The following is a 17,532-nucleotide window of genomic DNA, read 5'->3' on the forward strand; positions in this document are numbered from 1 at the left end:
CCCGGCGAAGGAGAAAACTGTCACCCATGCAATCAGTCCATTCTGTTACCTATCTATCCGGTTCGGACACCGGCCCCGTCTCCCCGTCACCATACGGGGAGAAGACGCCGGCAGGCAGATGAGGGGCGGCGCCGACGCCGATTGCCATCCAACAGGCTGTCTTTTCTCTGCTCTCTATCCTGCGCTCGCTTCGGGCCACGGTGATCCGTCCTGCTACGCCTCTGGTCAAATGCCGAACCTATGCTAGCCTGCCCCGGCTGGGCTCTCCCAGGCCGTGTGATCGAGGGGCCAATCATGCTGTACATTCTTGCACTTCTGATCGGCGTCGTTGCCGGTCTTCGCGCCATGACCGCGCCCGCCGCCGTCGCCTGGGGCGCCTGGCTCGGCTGGCTGCCGGTCGCCGGAACCTGGGCCAGCTTCATGGGCCACTGGATCACCGTCGGCATCTTCACCATCCTGGCCATTGCCGAACTGGTCACCGACCAGTTGCCGTCCACGCCGAGCCGCAAGGTGCCGCAGCAGTTTGGCGCGCGCATCGCTGTCGGCGCCTTCACCGGCGCGGTGATCGGCGCGACCGGCGGCGCCACCGTCGGCGGCCTGATCGCCGGCGCCATCGGCGCGGTGATCGGCACTCTGGGCGGCGCCGAGCTGCGCAAACGCCTGGCCCTGGCTTTCGGCAAGGACCAGCCCGCCGCCTTCATCGAGGACGCGGTGGCAATCGTCGGCGGCCTGCTGATCGTGGCGGCGGTGGCATGATGGCAAGGTCATTCGACGCCATCATCATCGGCGCCGGACAGGCCGGCCCGCCGCTCGCCGGCCGGCTGACGGCGGCCGGCATGAGTGTGGCGCTGATCGAGCGAAAGCTGGTCGGCGGCACCTGCGTCAACACCGGCTGCATGCCGACCAAGGCCATGGTGGCCAGCGCCTATGCCGCGCATCTCGCCCGCCGCGCCGCCGACTACGGCGTGACGCTCTCCGGTCCGGTCGGCGTCGACTACACGGCGATCAAGGCCCGCAAGGACAAGGTGTCGGACGACGCCCGCGGCAACCTCGAAAGCTGGATTGCCGGCATGGACAAATGCACGCTTTATCGCGGCCATGCGCGCTTCGAGACCGCCAAAACGGTGCGCGTCGGCGACGAACTGCTGAGCGCCGGCAAAATATTCATCAACACCGGCGGCCGCGCCTCGGTGCCTGATCTGCCAGGCGTCGACGAGATTCCGTTCCTGACCAACTCGTCGATGATGGATCTCGACGTGCTGCCGCGCCGCCTCGTCGTCGTCGGCGGCAGCTACGTCTCGCTCGAATTCGCGCAGATGTTCCGCCGTTTCGGTTCACAGGTCACGGTGATCGAAAAGAGCCCGCGGCTGATCGGCCGCGAGGACGAGGATGTCTCGGCCGCCATCCTGTCCATCCTCGAAAACGAAGGCATCACGGTTCATCTCGGCGCCAGCGACATCAGCTTCGCCAGGCAGGGCAGCGACATTGCCGTGACTTTCACCGCCGGCAAGGCGCCGGCTGTCGGCTCGCATGTGCTGCTGGCAGTGGGCCGGACGCCCAACACCGATGATCTCGGCCTCGACAAGGCCGGCGTCGAGGTCGACAAACGCGGCTTCATTGTCGTCGACGACCAGCTGCGCACCAGCGTGCCCGGCATCTGGGCGATGGGCGACTGCAACGGCAAGGGCGCCTTCACCCACACCTCCTACAATGACTACGAGATCGTCGCCGCCAATCTGCTCGACAACGATCCGCGCAGGGTGAGCGATCGCATCGAGGCCTATGCGCTCTATACCGACCCGCCGCTCGGCCGCTGCGGCATGACCGAGGCAGCGGTTAGAAAGTCCGGCCGCCGCGCGCTGGTCGGCCAGCGGCCGATGACCCGAGTCGGCCGTGCCGTCGAGAAAGGCGAGACGCAAGGTTTCATGAAGATCCTGGCCGATGCCGACACCAACGAAATCCTCGGCTGTTCGGTGCTCGGCCCCGGCGGCGACGAGGCGATACACTGCGTGCTCGAATTGATGTACGCCAAGGCGCCGATCAGCACGCTCGCGCGCGCCATGCACATCCACCCCAACGTCTCGGAACTTCTGCCCACCATCGCCCAGGAATTGAAGCCGCTGGCATAGGCTACGACCGCAAGCGGCAAGCGCACAACGGCGCGGCTTTGGCCCTGCTGGCGGTCGCGGTGGCGGTGATGTCGCAGACACTGGATCGCCAACTGCTGGTGACGCACCCCGCGCAATAGTTGCGCCCATAGCGCAGCAGACTGGACCAATCGACAGCGCATCGACGAAAGGGCATGTGTTTTCCTGGAGGAACATCATGCAGAAATCGATCGAGCGCATTGCCGGCGACAGCGAGGGCGTTTGCTACGAATTCCCGGTCTTCCGCTTCGAGGGAACGGACAAGGCGACATCTTCGGCCTATCTGCAGGCCGCACTGCATGCCGGCGAACTGCCGGGCGTCGTCGCCATCGACGCGCTGATGCCGATGCTTGAAAAGGCCGAAGCCGAAGGCCGCATCAAGGGCGATATCATAATGGTGCCGCAAGCCAATCCGATCGGCCGCGCCCAGTATCATTTCGGCGAGCATCAGGGCCGTTTTCACCTGGGCACGCGCACCAACTTCAACCGCGGCTTTCCGCTGCTGGCCGCGCCTGACGTAAAATTGTTGCCCGACACCACGCTTGGCACAGCCGACCAGCGGCTGAAGACCCGGCTGCTGCAGCTGTCGATCGGCCACGACATCGTCCTCGACCTGCACTGCGACGACGAAGGCCTCGCCTACCTCTATGTCCACACCAGCCTGTGGCCGGCCATGGCGGATTGTGCGGCGGCCATGGGCGTCGGTGCGGTGATCCTGTGGGATGAGGACACCGACGGCACCTTCGAAGGCGCCTCGATCACGCCGTATCTGAACCTCCCTGCCGAAGTGGCGCGGCTCGACCGGCGCGTCGCCACCACGCTCGAGTATCGCGGCATGCTCGATGTCGACGGCGCTCTGGCCGGCGCCGATGCCGAAGGGCTTTATCGGCTGCTGGTGGCGCGCGGCGTGGTCCTGGACCAGGCCTTATCCACGTCCGGCAGCTTCACCGGGCCCAATTCTTTCACCGGTCTCGTCGCGCCGCTCGAAAACATCGACATGATGCCGGCGCCTCGGGCCGGCGCGGTCCTCTATAACGTGAAGCCCGGCGACCGTGTGGCAAAAGGCGCACTGCTCGCCACCATCGTTCATGCGCCGGGTGAAGCCGGCGGCCGCACCCAGGTATTCGCACCGCAGGCGGGCATCATCCTGACACGGCGTTCCCGGCGCATCATCCGCGCCGGCGAAGATCTGCTGAAGCTGGTCGGCGACAGGAAAAGTGCCGATGCACGGTCGGGAACGCTGGAGGATTGAGGGGCTCATATGCCCTCCCCCTTCTCCACCCGTTCATTGAATCCAGTTGCGCGGCCGTTCAATCGCCGCTATTGGAATCGCCATGAACATGCGCTCGATCAAGACCGTTTGGTGGTGGGCTCGCTGACAGCGGCCTGTTCGAACGCGTGCGCGTGAAAAATAGAAGGTGGCCGCAACGGAATGTCCGGGCGGCCATTTGTTTTTCAAAGCCATGCCCCGGGTCCGTTGCCCCCAAGACGCTGAAATATCCAAGATGCTGAAATAGCCAAGACGGTGATGGAGACGGCAATGACGACGAAAATTCTGGAGAACGGGGCGGAGCGCTTCGTCACGGCGGGTGGCGTGACGATTACCCGCGAGCGCCATGACCGGCCTTACCAAGGCGCGATCGACGCCTATGTCGACGGGCTGAACGCGCGCCGTGGCGCCGTGTTTTCCTCGAATTACGAATATCCCGGCCGCTATACGCGTTGGGACACCGCCATCATCGACCCGCCGCTGGTGATCTCGGCGCGCGGCCGCACCATGCGCATCGAGGCGCTGAACAGCCGTGGCGAGATGCTTCTGCCGGTAGTCGGCAAGGCGCTCGGCGACCTTGACGAGGTGACGATCGCCGAGACGTCGAAGCGACTGATCCGCCTCGACGTCGCCAAGCCCGGCCGTGTCTTCACTGAAGAAGAACGCAGCCGCGTTCCCTCCGTCTTCACCGTGCTGCGCGCCATCACCGCTCTGTTCAAGACAGAGGAAGACGCCAATCTTGGCCTCTACGGCGCCTTCGGCTACGATCTCGCCTTCCAGTTCGATCCGGTCGACTACAAGCTCGAGCGCCAGCAAAGCCAGCGCGACCTCGTGCTGTTCCTGCCCGACGAGATTCTGGTCGTCGACCACTATTCGACCAAGGCCTGGACCGACCGCTACGACTATTCCAGCGATGGGTTTTCGACACAGGGATTGCCGCGCGACGAAATCGTCGAGCCGTTCAAGACCGCCGACCGCATCCCGCCGCGCGGCGACCATGAGCCCGGCGAATATGCCAATCTGGTGCGCAAGGCGATGCAATCGTTCAAGCGCGGCGACCTGTTCGAGGTGGTGCCTGGCCAGATGTTCTACGAGCGCTGTGAGACGCCGCCCTCCGACATTTCCCGCAAGCTGAAGGCCATCAACCCCTCGCCCTATTCCTTCTTCATCAATCTCGGCGAAGGCGAATATTTGGTCGGCGCCTCGCCCGAGATGTTCGTGCGCGTCAACGGCCGCCGTGTCGAGACCTGCCCGATCTCCGGCACGATCAAGCGCGGCGGCGACGCCATTTCCGATAGCGAGCAGATCCTGAAGCTGCTCAATTCGAAGAAGGACGAATCCGAGCTGACCATGTGCTCGGACGTCGACCGCAACGACAAGTCGAGGGTCTGCGACCCGGGCTCGGTGCGCGTCATCGGCCGCCGCCAGATCGAGATGTATTCGCGGCTGATCCACACCGTCGACCATATCGAGGGGCGGCTGCGCGAAGGCATGGACGCCTTCGACGCGTTCTTGTCGCATGCCTGGGCGGTCACCGTCACCGGCGCGCCGAAATTATGGGCGATGCGCTTCATCGAGCAGAACGAGAAGAGCCCGCGCGCCTGGTATGGCGGGGCGATCGGCATGGTCAATTTCAACGGTGACATGAACACCGGCATGACGCTTCGCACCATCCGCATCAAGGACGGCATCGCCGAGGTGCGCGCCGGCGCCACGCTGCTCTTCGACAGCATTCCCGAGGAAGAAGAAGCTGAAACCGAACTGAAGGCATCCGCCATGATCTCCGCCATCCGCGACGCCAAGACCGGCAATGCCGCCGACACCGAACGCGCCACCGCGCGCGTCGGCGACGGCGTCAACATCCTGCTGGTCGACCACGAGGACTCCTTCGTCCACACGCTGGCCAATTATTTCCGCCAGACCGGCGCCAATGTCTCGACCGTGCGCACGCCTGTGCCGGACGAGGTCTTCGACCGGCTGAAACCCAACCTGGTCGTGCTGTCGCCCGGTCCCGGCACGCCGAAGGATTTTGACTGCGCCGCCACCATCAAGCGGGCCCGCGCGCGCGACCTGCCGATCTTCGGCGTCTGCCTCGGCTTGCAGGCGCTGGCCGAGGCCTATGGCGGAGAGCTGCGGCAGCTGCACGTGCCGATGCATGGCAAACCGTCGCGTATCCGCGTGTCGAAGCCGGGCATCATCTTTTCCGGCCTGCCCAAGGAGGTGACGGTCGGCCGCTATCACTCGATTTTCGCCGATCCGGTCCGCCTGCCCGACGGCTTCGTCGTCACCGCCGAGACGGAAGAAGGCGTCATCATGGCCTTCGAGCACAGCAAGGAGCCGATCGCCGCGGTGCAGTTCCACCCGGAATCGATCATGACGCTCGGCCACAATGCCGGCATGCGCATCATCGAGAACATCGTTGCGCATCTGCCGCGCAAGGCCAAGGAAAAGGCGGCTTAGCTCCGGTTTCGGCGGCCGGAAGCAATCGATGACCGCTATTGATTCGAAAAACGCCGCCAAGCGCAAGGTCGCCAGCCTCGCGTTCTGGTCGATCATCATCGCCTTCGTCGTGCTCGGCCTGAAGCTGGCAGCCTGGTACGTCACCGGCTCCGTGGCGCTGTATTCGGACGCGCTGGAATCGATCGTCAACGTCATTGCCTCTGCCGCCGCCTATTGGGCGATCCAGGTCAGCCACAAGCCGGCCGACCAGGATCATCCGTTCGGCCACCACAAGGCCGAGTATTTCTCGGCTGTCCTGGAAGGCGTGCTGATCGTGCTGGCAGCCCTTCTGATCCTCAACGAAGTGTGGTGGTCCTTGCGGCATCCCGTCCCGCTCGAACAGCCCTGGACCGGCCTCGCCATCAACGGCCTCGCGACGGTGATCAACGCCTTCTGGGCCATGACGCTGATCCGTGCCGGCCGTGCCGAGAAGTCACCGGCACTGGTCGCCGACGGCAGGCACATCATGACCGACGTGGCGACCTCGGTCGGCGTTTTCATGGGTGTGGTCGGCGCCGTGCTGACCGGCTGGCAAGNCTGGCAAGTCCTCGATCCCGCTCTTGCCGTCATCGTTGCGCTGAACATCCTGTGGCAGGGCTGGCACGTCATCGGCTCGTCGATGAACGGTCTGATGGACCGCGCCGTCGACACGCAGGAGCACATGCGCATCCGCGACATCATCTCGGCCAATTGCAAAGGCGCGCTGGAAGTCCACGATCTGAAGACGCGGATTGCCGGCCGCGCCACCTTCATCGAGTTCCACCTGGTCGTCGACGCCGACATGTCGGTGGGCGCCAGCCACGTCATCTGCGACCGCATCGAGGATGCGCTGAAGGCAGAAATTCCCTCGGTGCGCGTCACCATCCATGTCGAGCCCGACGACGAGGCAAAACTGCCCAAGGGCACGACGGCCGTGCCGTTCGCGTGAGGCCTGAGAGACGCCGGCTTCCCTGCCATGACATCAAAAACGTCGAGCCGGTGCAGAACCTCTATGCCGGCGGGACAGCGCCCCCCTCTGTCCTGCCGGACATCTCCCCCACTTGGGGGGAGATCGGCCGTCTTCCCGGCTTTCGCCAATCTCTGATGGTGCAAGAGTGAGCGGGACGCTGAAGCCGCCGATCTCCCCCCTTGTGGGGGAGATGCCAAGTGGGGGCAAAGAGGGCAGGACAGAGGGGGGCGCGAAGGATCGCTGCCGCCGCCATTCTGATCCGAGGATCCGATCAAGGCGCGCAGGCAGCCTGCGGCATCGGCTCCAGCCGATAGACCTTGTCGTCGGATGCGGTCTCGCCTTCTGCCGCCTTCGAGCAGAGGTCGACGATCGGCAGGCTGCTGTTGGGGTTGGCCAGCATCATCGTGCCGTTGGCGCCGCGGCGCAGAAAAATCTCCCTGGCCGCGATGTCGCAGGAAAAGTCGCTCGTCCTTGCGCTCGCCACACAGCGCCACTGGTCCGCTTCGCCGTCACAACTGTAGCTCTGCGTGACCCTGGCGGCATTGTGGCGCGTGGTAACGGAAACTTCTATGTCGGCGCCATCAGGCCAGTTTTCAGTATCGCCATTCTTGGCGAAGGCGGCCAGTTCGATCGGGCCCCGGAAAACCCGGATGGCGTGGGTAAGCTGATCGGGATGCGAGCCGAGATGCGCGGCATCGTAGTCGCGCCCGTAGCAGAACGGCTGGTCCGGTTTCAGCCGCTCGCGCAGCGGTGCTCCCAGCGCCGGATCGACCGGATCGATGCGCGCGAATTCGGCCTTGCAGGTCTGCGCCGGCATGCGGTCGAGCAGGAAGCCGTCGTCTTCCGTGCCGAGTGCCTGCCTGGCGAATTCCTTTTCGCCAAGTTCATCCTCGGCGCCGGCATCGAGATAAAGGCTGCGATGCACGCCGGAGACGATCAGCCGGCCTTTTTCGTCGACGTTCAGCAAGGCCATGGTGCGGTCGCATTCCATGCCGCAATGGATCTCGCCCGATTGCGGATCATCCTTGCCGCACCAGCCGCCGACCCATTCAGGCTTGTTGGCGCCGCGCACCGTCGTCGCCAAAAAACCGTTGTAGCCGGATGGACCACTGCTCGGCTCCTCGTTCGGAGGGCTGACTGGATCCCCGCCAAAATAGAAGAAAATCCGTCCCACCTTCTGGTTCGGGTGCACCTTGAGATGCGCGGCATCGTAGATACGCCCGAAACAGGCATCCTTGCCGTCCGGGCTGAGTTCGGTGAGCTCAGGCGTATCGTCGGCAAGGGCCGTGCCGGCGACAGCGGCCAGCAAGGCGACAGCAAGTCCGGCGCCCACAATGGTCTTCCCCACAATGGTCTTCGATATCATGTGCCCCTCCTCGCCCGACCCCTCTTCGCTCGACCACGACGTAACGTCAATTTATGCTAGGATCGAGGCCGAAGCCACGCAATTTGCGCGGACATGCTGGAGAACGACATGATGCGACGCCGCGATATTTTCCGTGTCGGCCTTGCCGGGGCCGCTGGCCTCTTCGGGCTGCGCCAGGTCAAGGCGGCGGCCGTGGCAGAGGAAAGGCAGAAGGTCGCCTATCACCTCAGCGACCTCGACAAGGTCGGCTTCGTTCTGGGCAATATCAAGAACCATTATGAGGGCACCGGCGGCAACGTCGACATCGTGCTGGTCGTGCACGGACCGGCACTCGCCGCCTTCAAGTCGAAGAGCGCGTCGGCTGCCATTTCCAGCCGTTTTTCCGGTCTGGTTCGCGACGGGCTGGCCCCGCATGCTTGCGCCAACACCATGCAGGGCATGGACGTTGCGCTCACCGATCTGCTCGACGGCTTCCATGCCGCCGAGACCGGCGGCGTCGTCAAGCTCGCCGAATTGCAGCGCCAGGGCTACGCCTATTTGCGGCCCTGAACCTCTACGGACTTGAACATGAGGGCGGCGAGGCCCTACGAAGAACAGGAGAACCCAGAGGAATAGCCGTGCCAGCCACCACAACCACCCCTGTCACTTCCGCCCTTGTCACCCCCACTTTGGTCATCCCCGATCTCGCCGGCAAGGCGGTGCTGGTCACCGGCGCTTCGACCGGCATCGGGGCGGCACTTGCACTGGCCTACGCCGCGCAGAAATGCCGCGTCGCGCTGCATTATAATTCAAGTCGGGCGGCTGCCGAAAACCTGGCCAAAACCATCCGCAACGGCGGTGGCGAGGTATTCCCGGTCCAGGGCGATTTCTCGATCGCTGCCGATGTCGAGCGCGTCGTCGAGGACAGCGCGCAACACTTCGGCCGGCTCGATGGCCTGGTCAACAATGCCGGCGGCATGCTCGGCCGCGTGCCTTATGCCGAACTGACCGAGGCGCATTACGACGCGGTGATGGACCTCAACGCCCGCTCCGTGCTGACCGCATCACGCAAGGCGATGCCATGGCTGAAGCGCCAGGGCGGCTTCATCGTCAACACCTCGTCGATCGCCGCACGCAATGGCGCCGGCGGCGGCGCCGGCCTTTATGGTTCGGCCAAGGCCTTCGTCTCCAATGTGACCCGCGGCATGGCCAAGGAACTGATCGGATTCAACATCCGCGTCAACGCGGTGGCGCCGGGCACCATCGCGACCCCTTTCCATGAGCGCTATTCGACCGAGGAGCATATGCAGGCCATGGTTGCCACCATTCCGCAGGGCCGCGCCGGCACGCCCGAGGATTGCGTCGGCGCCTATCTGTTCCTCTCGTCCGCCCTGTTGAGCGGTTACATCACCGGCCAGATGATCGAGGTGAACGGTGGCCAGTTGATGCCGTGAGCGGCGGCCTGCATACTTGTCGCAGCAAGCAACGGAGAAACCGGCAATGTATGGTCTGATCGGCAAGATGCGGGCGACGCGCGGCCAGCGCGACGCAATGATGGACGTCCTGCTTGCCAGCACCGGCGCCTTGCCTGGCTGCCTGAGCTACATCATCGCCACCGATCCGGCCGATGCCGACGCGATCTGGGTGACCGAGGTATGGACCGACCAGGCCAGCCACAAGGCTTCGCTGCAATTGCCGGAAGTCCAGGCGGCGATTGCCAGGGCGCGGCCGATCATCGCCGGGTTTGAGTTCCAGGTCGAAACGCATCCTGTTGGTGGGTTTGGGTTGGCCAAGGCGGGATAGGCCGGCGTGACAGCGGCCTGGGCGCTGTCCCGCCGGCGTATCAAGTCGTACCGGCGAGCCCTGCCTCGATCACAATATGCTGGCAGACATTGTCGATGTCGCGAATGACGTCGTCATTCAAGAAGCGCAGGAGGGTCCAGCCGTCCTGTTCAAGACGCTTTGTTCTTGCCTCATCGCCTGTATTGGCGTCGGCATGCTGCGAACCATCGACTTCGACGACGAGCTTCTTGTCCGGGCAAGCGAAGTCGACAATGTAACCGGCGATCGGAAATTGTCGGCGGAAGCCAAGCCCCATCAGGCGATGCGCGCGAAGCTCGTTCCAAAGCTCAGTTCGGCGTCGGTCATGGCTTTGCGCATCGACTTGGCATTTGCGCGATTTCGCGGAGGCAATGGCGTGTGAGGCATTGGTCAATGCTCGGTCGCAATTGAGGTTGGCGCTCTACGGCGCCCCCCTCTGTCCTGCCGGACATCTCCCCCACTTGGGCAGGGCTGTCCGGGGAAAGTTATTCATATATGAAGACCATCTGATTGGGAGAGGCTCAGTCTCTCGGTCGGCTTGGATTGACCGGTGGCGGCTTGGTGATGGTGTGCATTTTCCGCCGCCCGAACAAGTACTGAGCGACCAGTTCTGTGAACCTCAAGATAGAAATAGGGACGCGGCGGGTGCGCGCGACAATGCGCAGCAGCGCAAAGGCGATCATTGCGGCAAAGAGTTGCAGGCGGATTGCATGCCGTTGTTGCCGAGGAACTTGCGGATCTTGAGGTGCTGCTTGATCCATCGGAACAGAAGCTCGATTTGCCAGCGGCCTTTGTAGAGCCGTCCAATCTCGACGGCGGAGCGCTCCAGATCGTTGGTCAAAAGCGTGATGGTGTCGCCCGCTTGGCGCTGAACGCGCAGGCGACGCAGGCGCATCGGCAGCTTGCAAGGACCTTTGCTGACCAGGCTTACCTCACTGTCTTCCACAACCAGGAAGCCGTCGCCCTGCGGCTCGGCTATGGGGCGATCGCGCACCAGCGCCAGCCCCATGTTGGATTTGGGCCGCGTCGCGAAGATCGATCCGGCTTCGGCGATCGCTGTCCACCAGCCATAATGGCAGTAGCCCTTGTCGAACACGTAGGTCGCTCCAGCTTCGATCGTGATCTGGCGACCGACTTGAGCGTCGTTGACGTTGGCGTCGGTGATGTCGAGGATGCGCGGACAGTCGGTCTTCGGGTCATAGACGACATGCACCTTCATGCCGCGGATGCGCCCGTTCGACTTGGCCCAATCGCACAGTTTGCCGAGCGGAATGGGGGTCGAGTCGATCAGCCGCAGCATGGCTTCGCCCTCGCGCCGCGTTTGCCTGTCGAGCAGGTTCGCCACCAGACCGAACNCCGGGCGCCGTCTGTTGGCATCCGACAAGGTCGAACGCATCAAGGAACCGCTGCCCAGGTGACAATGATGCTGGCTGTTAGCGTTCCAGCCGGCTTCCAGGCCACGCAAGCCGCTGCTGCCGCAGAACTGGGCATAGATCAGCGCCACCAGATGGTCCCAGCTTCTGAACGATTTGTCGTAAGCATCCCCGTCGTGGCGATCCACAATTGCTTGGAATTGACGCCGATCGATGGGTTCAAGAAGCTGCCCGAAGATGCTAGGTGCAAAGCGCATGCCCCGTTCCTTTTCTGAGTCTCGACAACCAGAGAGAAGACGGACAAACCCCGTTTTACGGGGCATGCACATGTGGCATTTCGATTCACTCAAAACTTTCCCCGGACAGCCCTGCCACTTGGGGGGAGATTGGCCGTCGCCGCTGACTTCGCCAATTGCCAACGCGAGAAAGGGGCAGGCGTTGGTGTTCCCTGGAACACCCCTCATCCGGCCGCGGAGCCTGTCTTCGGGCTTGCCGGAGGCAAGACCCGTGGGCGGCCACCTTCTCCCACAAGGGGAGAAGGGAAGACCAGCGCCGGGGCTACGTCTCAATAATCGCCGCGGTAGTAGCGGTCGTCGCAACGGGCGGTGTAGATGCGGCCGTAGCGGTCCTGATAGCGGCAAAGCTGTTCGCCGCGCCGCTGTGGCGTCCTTGCGCTGCCGACGACCGCCCCCAGCAGGGCGCCGCTGGCTGCGCCGATAACCGTGCTCTTGGTGTCGCGGCCCAGGGCCTGACCGACGAGAGCGCCGCCAGCGCCGCCGACCAGGGCCCCCGTGGTGGCTCTTTGCTGCCCTTCGGTCTGTGCACATCCTGCCAGCGCGGCAGTCACAAGCAGGGCGGCAATGGCTTTGTACATGGTCATCGTCTGATACTCCGTTGAAGCCTATGAACTAATACACTGGCTGGTTTTGCCAAGTGTTCGCCAAGTGCGGTTGCATTGCGGCGGAACCGCGGCAACCGCTTGTCACGAAATGCGACATGGTTTCTTTCGTCTTGACGGTGCGTGCCTCCGACTCTGAAAGATCGTACTCGAACAAGACGATAGGGCCAGGTCCTGTCGAAAAGAATCAGGCTGCGGCCGCAACGATTCCGCCGGGTCCAGCCGATCCCTCAACAATCCAATAACACGCCCGGCTGAACTGGCCAGTGCTCGTTTCCATTTGCAAACAACAAGAAGGAATCTTTCTCATGACAGATCTGGCAGACGCCGGGTCCGTGGTGGCGTCGCCACCGGCGGGCAACCTTGCAGGGCCACCGGCCGCCGGGGACAACGGGTCCGCCCCGCCGGCCGGCAAGAGCTGGTTTGACGGTCTTTCCGAAGGCAACCGCAAGCTCGCTGAAACCAAGGGCTGGACCAAGCCTGAAAGCCTCGACCGGGTTCTCACATCCTATGCCGAGCTGGAACGGCAGCAGGGCGAAAGCCTGCGCATTCCGCCAGCGGACGCAGCTGCGGAAGACTGGGACAGGTTCCATGCCCGGCTGCCTGAGGCGATGCGCCCGCTGACATCACCCGACAAGATCGAGTACAGGCGCCCCGACGGGCTCCCCGAAAACTTCGCCTATTCGGACGAACTCGCCAACGCGTCCAAGGCGTGGGCGGTCGAGGCCGGCGCCACGCCGAAGGTGGCGCAGGCCTATCACGACCGCTTCGTCGGCTACATGGCCGAACAGGCCAAGGCGCAGCAGATCGCCGCTGCCCGTGGGGCGTCAGAGTCCCGCCCTTCTGGACGCCAGGTCGGCCGATGTGGCTAATCCCAATTCACGCGCCGTGCTGCCCCAGAATTGTTGTTGTTGCACATTGATCAATCGCCGCCACCAAACGGTTACACAAGCGGGCGATGCTGCCATGTCTTTGCAAGGGAGGGTAAGCATGAATATGACCTACAAGGCAGTTCAGGATGTGCTTCGAAAAGCCGGCATTGTTATAAGCAAAAAGGGCGAACTTCACCGCATCAACTTCTTCAGCGGCCTGGAAAACACCGCCTACTACACGACGAGCCTCGAGAATGCGCTTGAGCGCGGTTTGGCAATGGCGAGAGCTGCCGAAAGGTTGCCAGCAAGCGCCTTTGCCAAGTCGCGCGGGCGGCCGACGAGCGCACACTTCGGCTGACGCCGCAGGATGTCATCGCCGCGTTGCGCGGCGATGTTGTGCAACTGCATATCATCAGGTGGCGCACGCCACAGGTCCTGGCGCCGCATTCCCTCGCGGTCAGAGGATGCCGGCGCTTCACGCGAGACGACCCCCTCTGTCCTGCCGGACATCTCCCCCTCAAGGGGGGAGATTGGATGTCACCGTCGCTTTCGCCAACCACCAAACGTTGCAGGAATAGCCGCCACGCCTGAACTGCCAATCTCCCCCCTTGAGGGGGAGATGTCCGGCAGGACAGAGGGGGATGGGCCACGGAACGCGACCTTTCCCCACCTGCAATCCCCGCCCGCAAACTGGAACTGGAAAAGGCCAAGGGTCGTGCGATGTTCGGCCGTGGCGACCTGGCGGCGGCGCGCATTGCGCTCTCCGAGGCCAACGCCGTCGTTGCGCTGCTGGAAAAAACCCGTGAGGCGGCGAACGAGCGCCGTGCCGCCGCGCAAAGCGACTGCGTCGACATCGCAGCACTTGCCGACGAGATCAGGGCAAACGCCGCTTCCCTCGACGAGCGCTGGCGTATGGCCCACTGGCTGGTCGAGCAGCTGCGCCAGCAATTGTTCGACGCCGATGCCTTGCGCGGTGCCGTCGCCACCGTCAACAGCCAGCTCGACGCCGCCGGCGTCGCCAACCTGAAAATCAACCCGNCCGGCGCGCCGCCGTGACCGGGCGGCGAGCGACAGCTCCGGCTCGTCTCAGCGCGGCAGCGATCCAGGCCGACAGACTGCTTTTGTCGCTGCTCAGCCCCGGCGGCGCGCTCGACCCGCGACGCCGCTTGGCGCGCCGGTCGGAGGCATCGCGGGTCGATATCCGCTGCGTGGCCGAGGCCGCGGCTGACCATGTGCACACTTGCCCTTATCGGCACGGCTCTCTCGGTCGGCGGCGCGCTGATCGAAGGCCAGCAGTCGCGGCAGATGGCCGACTACCAGGCCAGAGCCTACGAGCAGCAGGCGCGGGCCGACGCGCAAGCCGCGGCCTTCGAGCAGGGCCAGGAACGCCACAAGCAGGATCTGTCGCTGTCGCAGGCGCGCGCCCGGGCCGGCGCCTCGGGCGTCGCCCTGTCAGGCTCACTGAGCGAGGTGCTCGCCGCCAATGCAAGGCAGGGTCAGCTCGACATCAAGGCGATCCAGTACGGCTCGCAGCTGCGCCAGAACAATTTGACCACGCAGGCCGCCATCTCGCGCTTTTCCGGCAGGCAGGCGGCGGCTGCCTCGATCTTCAGGGCCGGCGGCAATCTCGTGTCCGGCCTTTTTCGGGCTGTACGACCCGAGCAGAGCGGTGACGTGCGGCAACCGCGCCTTTCCGCCGGCGCCGGTCGGAGGGCTTTACTGATGGCGACCATCCCCCTCCAGCTCGCCCAGCGCCGGCTCGACAGCGGCAGCGTGGTTTCCTATCCCGACAGCTCGCCGGTCGGCGCCGCGATGCAGGGCTTTGGCGACGAGCTCGCGGCCGTCGCCGAGCGTTTCCGGCAGCAGAAGCAGCAGCAGGACGCGTTCGACGCCGAGGTCATCGGCCGCGAGCTGAACGGACAGATCGCCCAGGCCGAGAAAGAAGCGATCCAGAATGCGCCGGCCGACGGCCGCGGCCTGCACGACGCCATGTATGGCCAGGCACGCAACGGTGTCGTCAAGCCCGGCCTGTTCGACAAGATTTTCGACAGCACCGTGCCAAAAATGCCGGAAAGTGAACGCGCCAGCTTCATCAGGCAAAAAGAGGCGATGAGATTGGCCGGGTCGGCGCGCATGGCCGCACAGCAATATGCGCGCCGCCAGGACTATGAGCAGGCCGAATGGTCCAAGGCGCAGGCTGCGGAGCTCAATGCTATCGCGCAGAGCGACCCGGACGACACCGCGACGTTCGAGGCGATCAGGCAGAGCGGGTTCGACTTCATCGCCAAGATGGGCAACCCGGTGGCCCGGCAGCTGGCCGAAACCGGCTGGCGCAGCAGCACGGCAAAGGCGCTCGCCCAGGCGATGCTCGCCAAGGACCCGAGGCGCGCTGCCGAAATGCTAGGCGCTGCGTCGGCCGCGCAGGCCGGTGACAGTGAAACCACAGGCGCCGAAGGCCCTGATCTGTCGGCGAAAAACCCGAATTGGCTGGCTTCGGGCGACGACCGCCTTGCTGATCTGACGCCCGACGACAGGGTTGCGCTCGCCCGGCTGGCCGGCGTTTCGGTGACGCAAAACTGATGTCCGCACCGGCGACCTGGCCAGGTTCTTCTCGTTACCTGGCCTGTTGCGTTGCCGTCAGCCCACCGGCATCTTTAATGGCTTCTTCATGTTAGTGGGCCTTTTTATGGGAAAACCCAAAGCCCCTCGCAGGCATGGGGTCGTTTTCAGCGATAAGAGCGACGGCGGCCTTTCTTACAACACAGACTTGTGGTTCTGGATTTGAAATTCCCATGCCCTGATGCGATCATTGGCAAATCCACCTCGCCCATGCAGGCTTCTCAGATGAAGGACTGACCCTACCTTGTTGCGCCTAGATTCTTTTCCGATGCTGGCAAGGATCGTTTTTCCGATCACGTTGGCCGGCGTTCTCCTGCTCACGCTTCTGCCGGCGCGGTTCTTGCCGGAACTCGGCACGGCCGTCACGCTTTACGACGACAAGCTGCAGCACGCCATCGCCTTCGCGGTGCTGGCGGCCCTGGGAAGCCTCGGCTGGCCGGAACACAGGACAAGGCTGATTGTCCTCCTCGCCTTTACCGGCGCGGCGATCGAGGTGCTTCAGGGCGCGCAACTCATCGGGCGCGACCTGGATGGGTTCGACTGGGTTGCCGACTGCGCCGGCATGGCGTTGGGGCTGACAATCGCCGGGACAAGCAGGCGCGTTGGCAAGCGCGTCGGCGGATTGCCGTAGGTCGTCATCCCAAGGCGAAGCAAGGAGCGAAGCGAAGCGGCGCAGACCTTGGGATAATGTCCGGCAGGACAGAGGGGGGCGCGAAGGATCGCTGGCGACGCGTGCGCTGCCGCAGATCGTCGGCTCGATCATCATCCTCATCGCCTTCTGCGGCGGCCTCGGCATCACGATCAGCCATGTGCTCGATCCGCTGACCGCCTATCTGGCGACCAGCCCCGGCGGCATGGACTCGCCATCGTCGCCGCCGCCGCACAGCATGTCGCCTTCGTTATGGTGCTGCAATCGGCCCGCTTCCTCGTCGTGCTGCTGGTCGGACCGCGCGTGGCGCGGCTGGTGGCGCGGAGTCCGAGGGAATAGAGCTGCGGCTGCAGAAAGACCTGCGGCGCTGTCACATAAATGGGCCGCAACGCGGCCGCTGGAGGTCCAGCCCGGTCGCTCAGGAATGCGTCGGGTAGCATAGGAAACGCCCCCGGCCCACGTGCAGGGCTTCGAATCGAGGTTCACGGCGTAGGTCGCCGCGACGGTATCGGGCTGGGTCGGCGGGCAGGACGCGACGGTTACCGGCAAGCTCACGCCGGTCGACATGAACGGCAATGTCACGTTGACGCATTCGGCGGCACCGGCTGCAGGTGCCGGGTTTTTCAATCTCAGGGCGGGGGCGAACCTCGCGATGACCGCAATGATTCCTGTGACGTTCACCATGATCGACGGCAATTATTATCAGGACGCGGTAACGTAAGCCATGCGCGTCTTGCTGCCGTAAGCGATCAGCCTCGACGCTCTCTGCGCTGGCTTCTCGGCCAGATGCCATAGTGCATATGCTGCAGCGAAAGACGCCACCAGGCCAACGATGATCGCCAGCAACGGTGTGCCGGGGAGCAATCGATCGGACAGCTTCACGAATCTGACCCCGACCGGGATGTGGATCAGGTAGAGCGAATACGGCCGGGATCTTCGAAACGGCGATAACCGTTGCGCCAAGCAAGCAGGTGACAGCAACCGGCGCGCCCAAGGTCCACCAGATCACCGCGCATAGGCTGACAGTCCCGATGCAAAACTCATTAAGGTCCACCCGTTTCGTCACGAACATGAAAGTCAGGATGCCGGC

At 64.0% G+C, this 17,532-nt stretch carries 16 protein-coding genes and 3 pseudogenes; 14 read left to right on the forward strand and 5 right to left on the reverse strand.

Annotation, left to right across the window (positions count from 1 at the left end):
* The first annotated feature begins 294 nt into the window (after positions 1-294).
* The 3 genes from X738_RS51150 (at position 295) to X738_RS51160 (ending at position 3,399) form a co-directional block, all read left to right on the forward strand.
* Entirely contained in the window at positions 295-756 is a 462-nt protein-coding gene (locus X738_RS51150) for a membrane protein (RefSeq protein ID WP_023797878.1), read from the forward strand.
* Positions 753-2,129: an FAD-containing oxidoreductase gene (locus X738_RS51155; RefSeq protein ID WP_023797879.1), complete on the forward strand. Its 1,377-nt coding sequence runs from the start codon at positions 753-755 to the stop codon at positions 2,127-2,129. Before X738_RS51150 ends, X738_RS51155 begins: the two co-directional genes overlap by 4 nt.
* Before the next feature lie 196 nt (positions 2,130-2,325).
* Complete coding sequence (locus tag X738_RS51160) at positions 2,326-3,399, forward strand: succinylglutamate desuccinylase/aspartoacylase family protein (RefSeq protein WP_023797880.1); 1,074 nt, start codon at positions 2,326-2,328, stop codon at positions 3,397-3,399.
* A gap of 33 nt (positions 3,400-3,432) precedes the next feature.
* Here X738_RS51160 and X738_RS0140880 read toward each other — a convergent pair whose 3' ends face one another.
* On the reverse strand, positions 3,433-3,612 hold the full coding sequence (locus X738_RS0140880) for a hypothetical protein (protein ID WP_031254477.1): 180 nt from the start codon (positions 3,610-3,612) through the stop codon (positions 3,433-3,435).
* Positions 3,613-3,687: 75 nt separating this feature from the next.
* Between X738_RS0140880 and X738_RS51165 the strand changes: the two genes are divergently transcribed.
* Positions 3,688-5,877, forward strand: a complete 2,190-nt coding sequence (locus X738_RS51165; RefSeq protein ID WP_023797881.1) for an anthranilate synthase — start codon at positions 3,688-3,690, stop codon at positions 5,875-5,877.
* 28 nt (positions 5,878-5,905) lie between these two features.
* On the forward strand, positions 5,906-6,844 hold the full coding sequence (locus X738_RS51170; RefSeq protein ID WP_023797882.1) for a cation diffusion facilitator family transporter: 939 nt from the start codon (positions 5,906-5,908) through the stop codon (positions 6,842-6,844).
* 292 nt (positions 6,845-7,136) lie between these two features.
* Here X738_RS51170 and X738_RS51175 read toward each other — a convergent pair whose 3' ends face one another.
* Entirely contained in the window at positions 7,137-8,231 is a 1,095-nt protein-coding gene (locus X738_RS51175; RefSeq protein ID WP_023797883.1) for a hypothetical protein, read from the reverse strand.
* A 111-nt stretch (positions 8,232-8,342) separates the two neighbouring features.
* On the opposite strand from X738_RS51175, the gene X738_RS51180 reads away from it, so the two are divergent.
* The 3 genes from X738_RS51180 (at position 8,343) to X738_RS51190 (ending at position 10,013) form a co-directional block, all read left to right on the forward strand.
* The gene (locus tag X738_RS51180; protein WP_023797884.1) at positions 8,343-8,780 is read left to right on the forward strand and encodes a DsrE family protein; all 438 of its coding nucleotides are present in this window, start codon (positions 8,343-8,345) and stop codon (positions 8,778-8,780) included.
* Between the two features lie 68 nt (positions 8,781-8,848).
* Entirely contained in the window at positions 8,849-9,664 is an 816-nt protein-coding gene (locus tag X738_RS51185) for an SDR family NAD(P)-dependent oxidoreductase (protein WP_036269456.1), read from the forward strand.
* A 46-nt stretch (positions 9,665-9,710) separates the two neighbouring features.
* A complete protein-coding gene (locus tag X738_RS51190; RefSeq protein ID WP_023797886.1) occupies positions 9,711-10,013 on the forward strand; it encodes a putative quinol monooxygenase in 303 nt (100 codons plus the stop codon).
* Positions 10,014-10,053: 40 nt separating this feature from the next.
* On the opposite strand, the pseudogene X738_RS51195 reads toward X738_RS51190, so the two are convergent.
* From X738_RS51195 to X738_RS51205, 3 genes and pseudogenes are all read right to left on the reverse strand, one after another.
* Positions 10,054-10,418 (reverse strand): annotated as a pseudogene (locus X738_RS51195) (endonuclease domain-containing protein).
* A gap of 134 nt (positions 10,419-10,552) precedes the next feature.
* A pseudogene (locus X738_RS51200) lies at positions 10,553-11,661 on the reverse strand (IS4 family transposase).
* A gap of 308 nt (positions 11,662-11,969) precedes the next feature.
* Positions 11,970-12,284, reverse strand: coding sequence for a YMGG-like glycine zipper-containing protein (locus X738_RS51205; protein ID WP_023797887.1), 315 nt, complete (start codon positions 12,282-12,284; stop codon positions 11,970-11,972).
* Between the two features lie 326 nt (positions 12,285-12,610).
* Here X738_RS51205 and X738_RS51210 point away from each other — a divergent pair, with 326 nt between their 5' ends.
* The 6 genes and pseudogenes from X738_RS51210 (at position 12,611) to X738_RS84605 (ending at position 17,163) form a co-directional block, all read left to right on the forward strand.
* Positions 12,611-13,174, forward strand: a complete 564-nt coding sequence (locus X738_RS51210; protein WP_023797888.1) for a hypothetical protein — start codon at positions 12,611-12,613, stop codon at positions 13,172-13,174.
* A 124-nt stretch (positions 13,175-13,298) separates the two neighbouring features.
* The gene (locus X738_RS51215) at positions 13,299-13,532 is read left to right on the forward strand and encodes a hypothetical protein (protein WP_198032787.1); all 234 of its coding nucleotides are present in this window, start codon (positions 13,299-13,301) and stop codon (positions 13,530-13,532) included.
* 872 nt (positions 13,533-14,404) lie between these two features.
* Positions 14,405-15,754 (forward strand): hypothetical protein, encoded by a 1,350-nt coding sequence (locus X738_RS86870; protein WP_023797891.1) that lies wholly within the window; start codon positions 14,405-14,407, stop codon positions 15,752-15,754.
* Positions 15,755-16,061: 307 nt separating this feature from the next.
* On the forward strand, positions 16,062-16,424 hold the full coding sequence (locus tag X738_RS51230) for a hypothetical protein (RefSeq protein WP_023797892.1): 363 nt from the start codon (positions 16,062-16,064) through the stop codon (positions 16,422-16,424).
* A 94-nt stretch (positions 16,425-16,518) separates the two neighbouring features.
* Positions 16,519-16,781 (forward strand): annotated as a pseudogene (locus X738_RS82300) (AbrB family transcriptional regulator); the annotation flags it as partial.
* A 226-nt stretch (positions 16,782-17,007) separates the two neighbouring features.
* The gene (locus X738_RS84605) at positions 17,008-17,163 is read left to right on the forward strand and encodes a hypothetical protein (RefSeq protein WP_023797893.1); all 156 of its coding nucleotides are present in this window, start codon (positions 17,008-17,010) and stop codon (positions 17,161-17,163) included.
* Positions 17,164-17,532 lie beyond the last annotated feature (369 nt).

The sequence above is a fragment of the Mesorhizobium sp. L48C026A00 genome, from assembly GCF_000502375.1.
Lineage (GTDB): Bacteria > Pseudomonadota > Alphaproteobacteria > Rhizobiales > Rhizobiaceae > Mesorhizobium > Mesorhizobium muleiense.

What these genes read in the sequence shown, in the direction of transcription:
- X738_RS51150 (WP_023797878.1), top strand. Translation starts at nt 295, where the DNA reads ATGCTGTACATTCTTGCACTTCTGATCGGCGTCGTTGCCGGTCTTCGC.
- X738_RS51155 (WP_023797879.1), top strand. Translation starts at nt 753, where the DNA reads ATGATGGCAAGGTCATTCGACGCCATCATCATCGGCGCCGGACAGGCC.
- X738_RS51160 (WP_023797880.1), top strand. Translation starts at nt 2,326, where the DNA reads ATGCAGAAATCGATCGAGCGCATTGCCGGCGACAGCGAGGGCGTTTGC.
- X738_RS0140880 (WP_031254477.1), bottom strand. Translation starts at nt 3,612, where the DNA reads ATGGCTTTGAAAAACAAATGGCCGCCCGGACATTCCGTTGCGGCCACC.
- X738_RS51165 (WP_023797881.1), top strand. Translation starts at nt 3,688, where the DNA reads ATGACGACGAAAATTCTGGAGAACGGGGCGGAGCGCTTCGTCACGGCG.
- X738_RS51175 (WP_023797883.1), bottom strand. Translation starts at nt 8,231, where the DNA reads ATGATATCGAAGACCATTGTGGGGAAGACCATTGTGGGCGCCGGACTT.
- X738_RS51180 (WP_023797884.1), top strand. Translation starts at nt 8,343, where the DNA reads ATGCGACGCCGCGATATTTTCCGTGTCGGCCTTGCCGGGGCCGCTGGC.
- X738_RS51190 (WP_023797886.1), top strand. Translation starts at nt 9,711, where the DNA reads ATGTATGGTCTGATCGGCAAGATGCGGGCGACGCGCGGCCAGCGCGAC.
- X738_RS51205 (WP_023797887.1), bottom strand. Translation starts at nt 12,284, where the DNA reads ATGACCATGTACAAAGCCATTGCCGCCCTGCTTGTGACTGCCGCGCTG.
- X738_RS51210 (WP_023797888.1), top strand. Translation starts at nt 12,611, where the DNA reads ATGACAGATCTGGCAGACGCCGGGTCCGTGGTGGCGTCGCCACCGGCG.
- X738_RS51215 (WP_198032787.1), top strand. Translation starts at nt 13,299, where the DNA reads ATGACCTACAAGGCAGTTCAGGATGTGCTTCGAAAAGCCGGCATTGTT.
- X738_RS86870 (WP_023797891.1), top strand. Translation starts at nt 14,405, where the DNA reads ATGTGCACACTTGCCCTTATCGGCACGGCTCTCTCGGTCGGCGGCGCG.
- X738_RS51230 (WP_023797892.1), top strand. Translation starts at nt 16,062, where the DNA reads ATGCTGGCAAGGATCGTTTTTCCGATCACGTTGGCCGGCGTTCTCCTG.
- X738_RS84605 (WP_023797893.1), top strand. Translation starts at nt 17,008, where the DNA reads ATGAACGGCAATGTCACGTTGACGCATTCGGCGGCACCGGCTGCAGGT.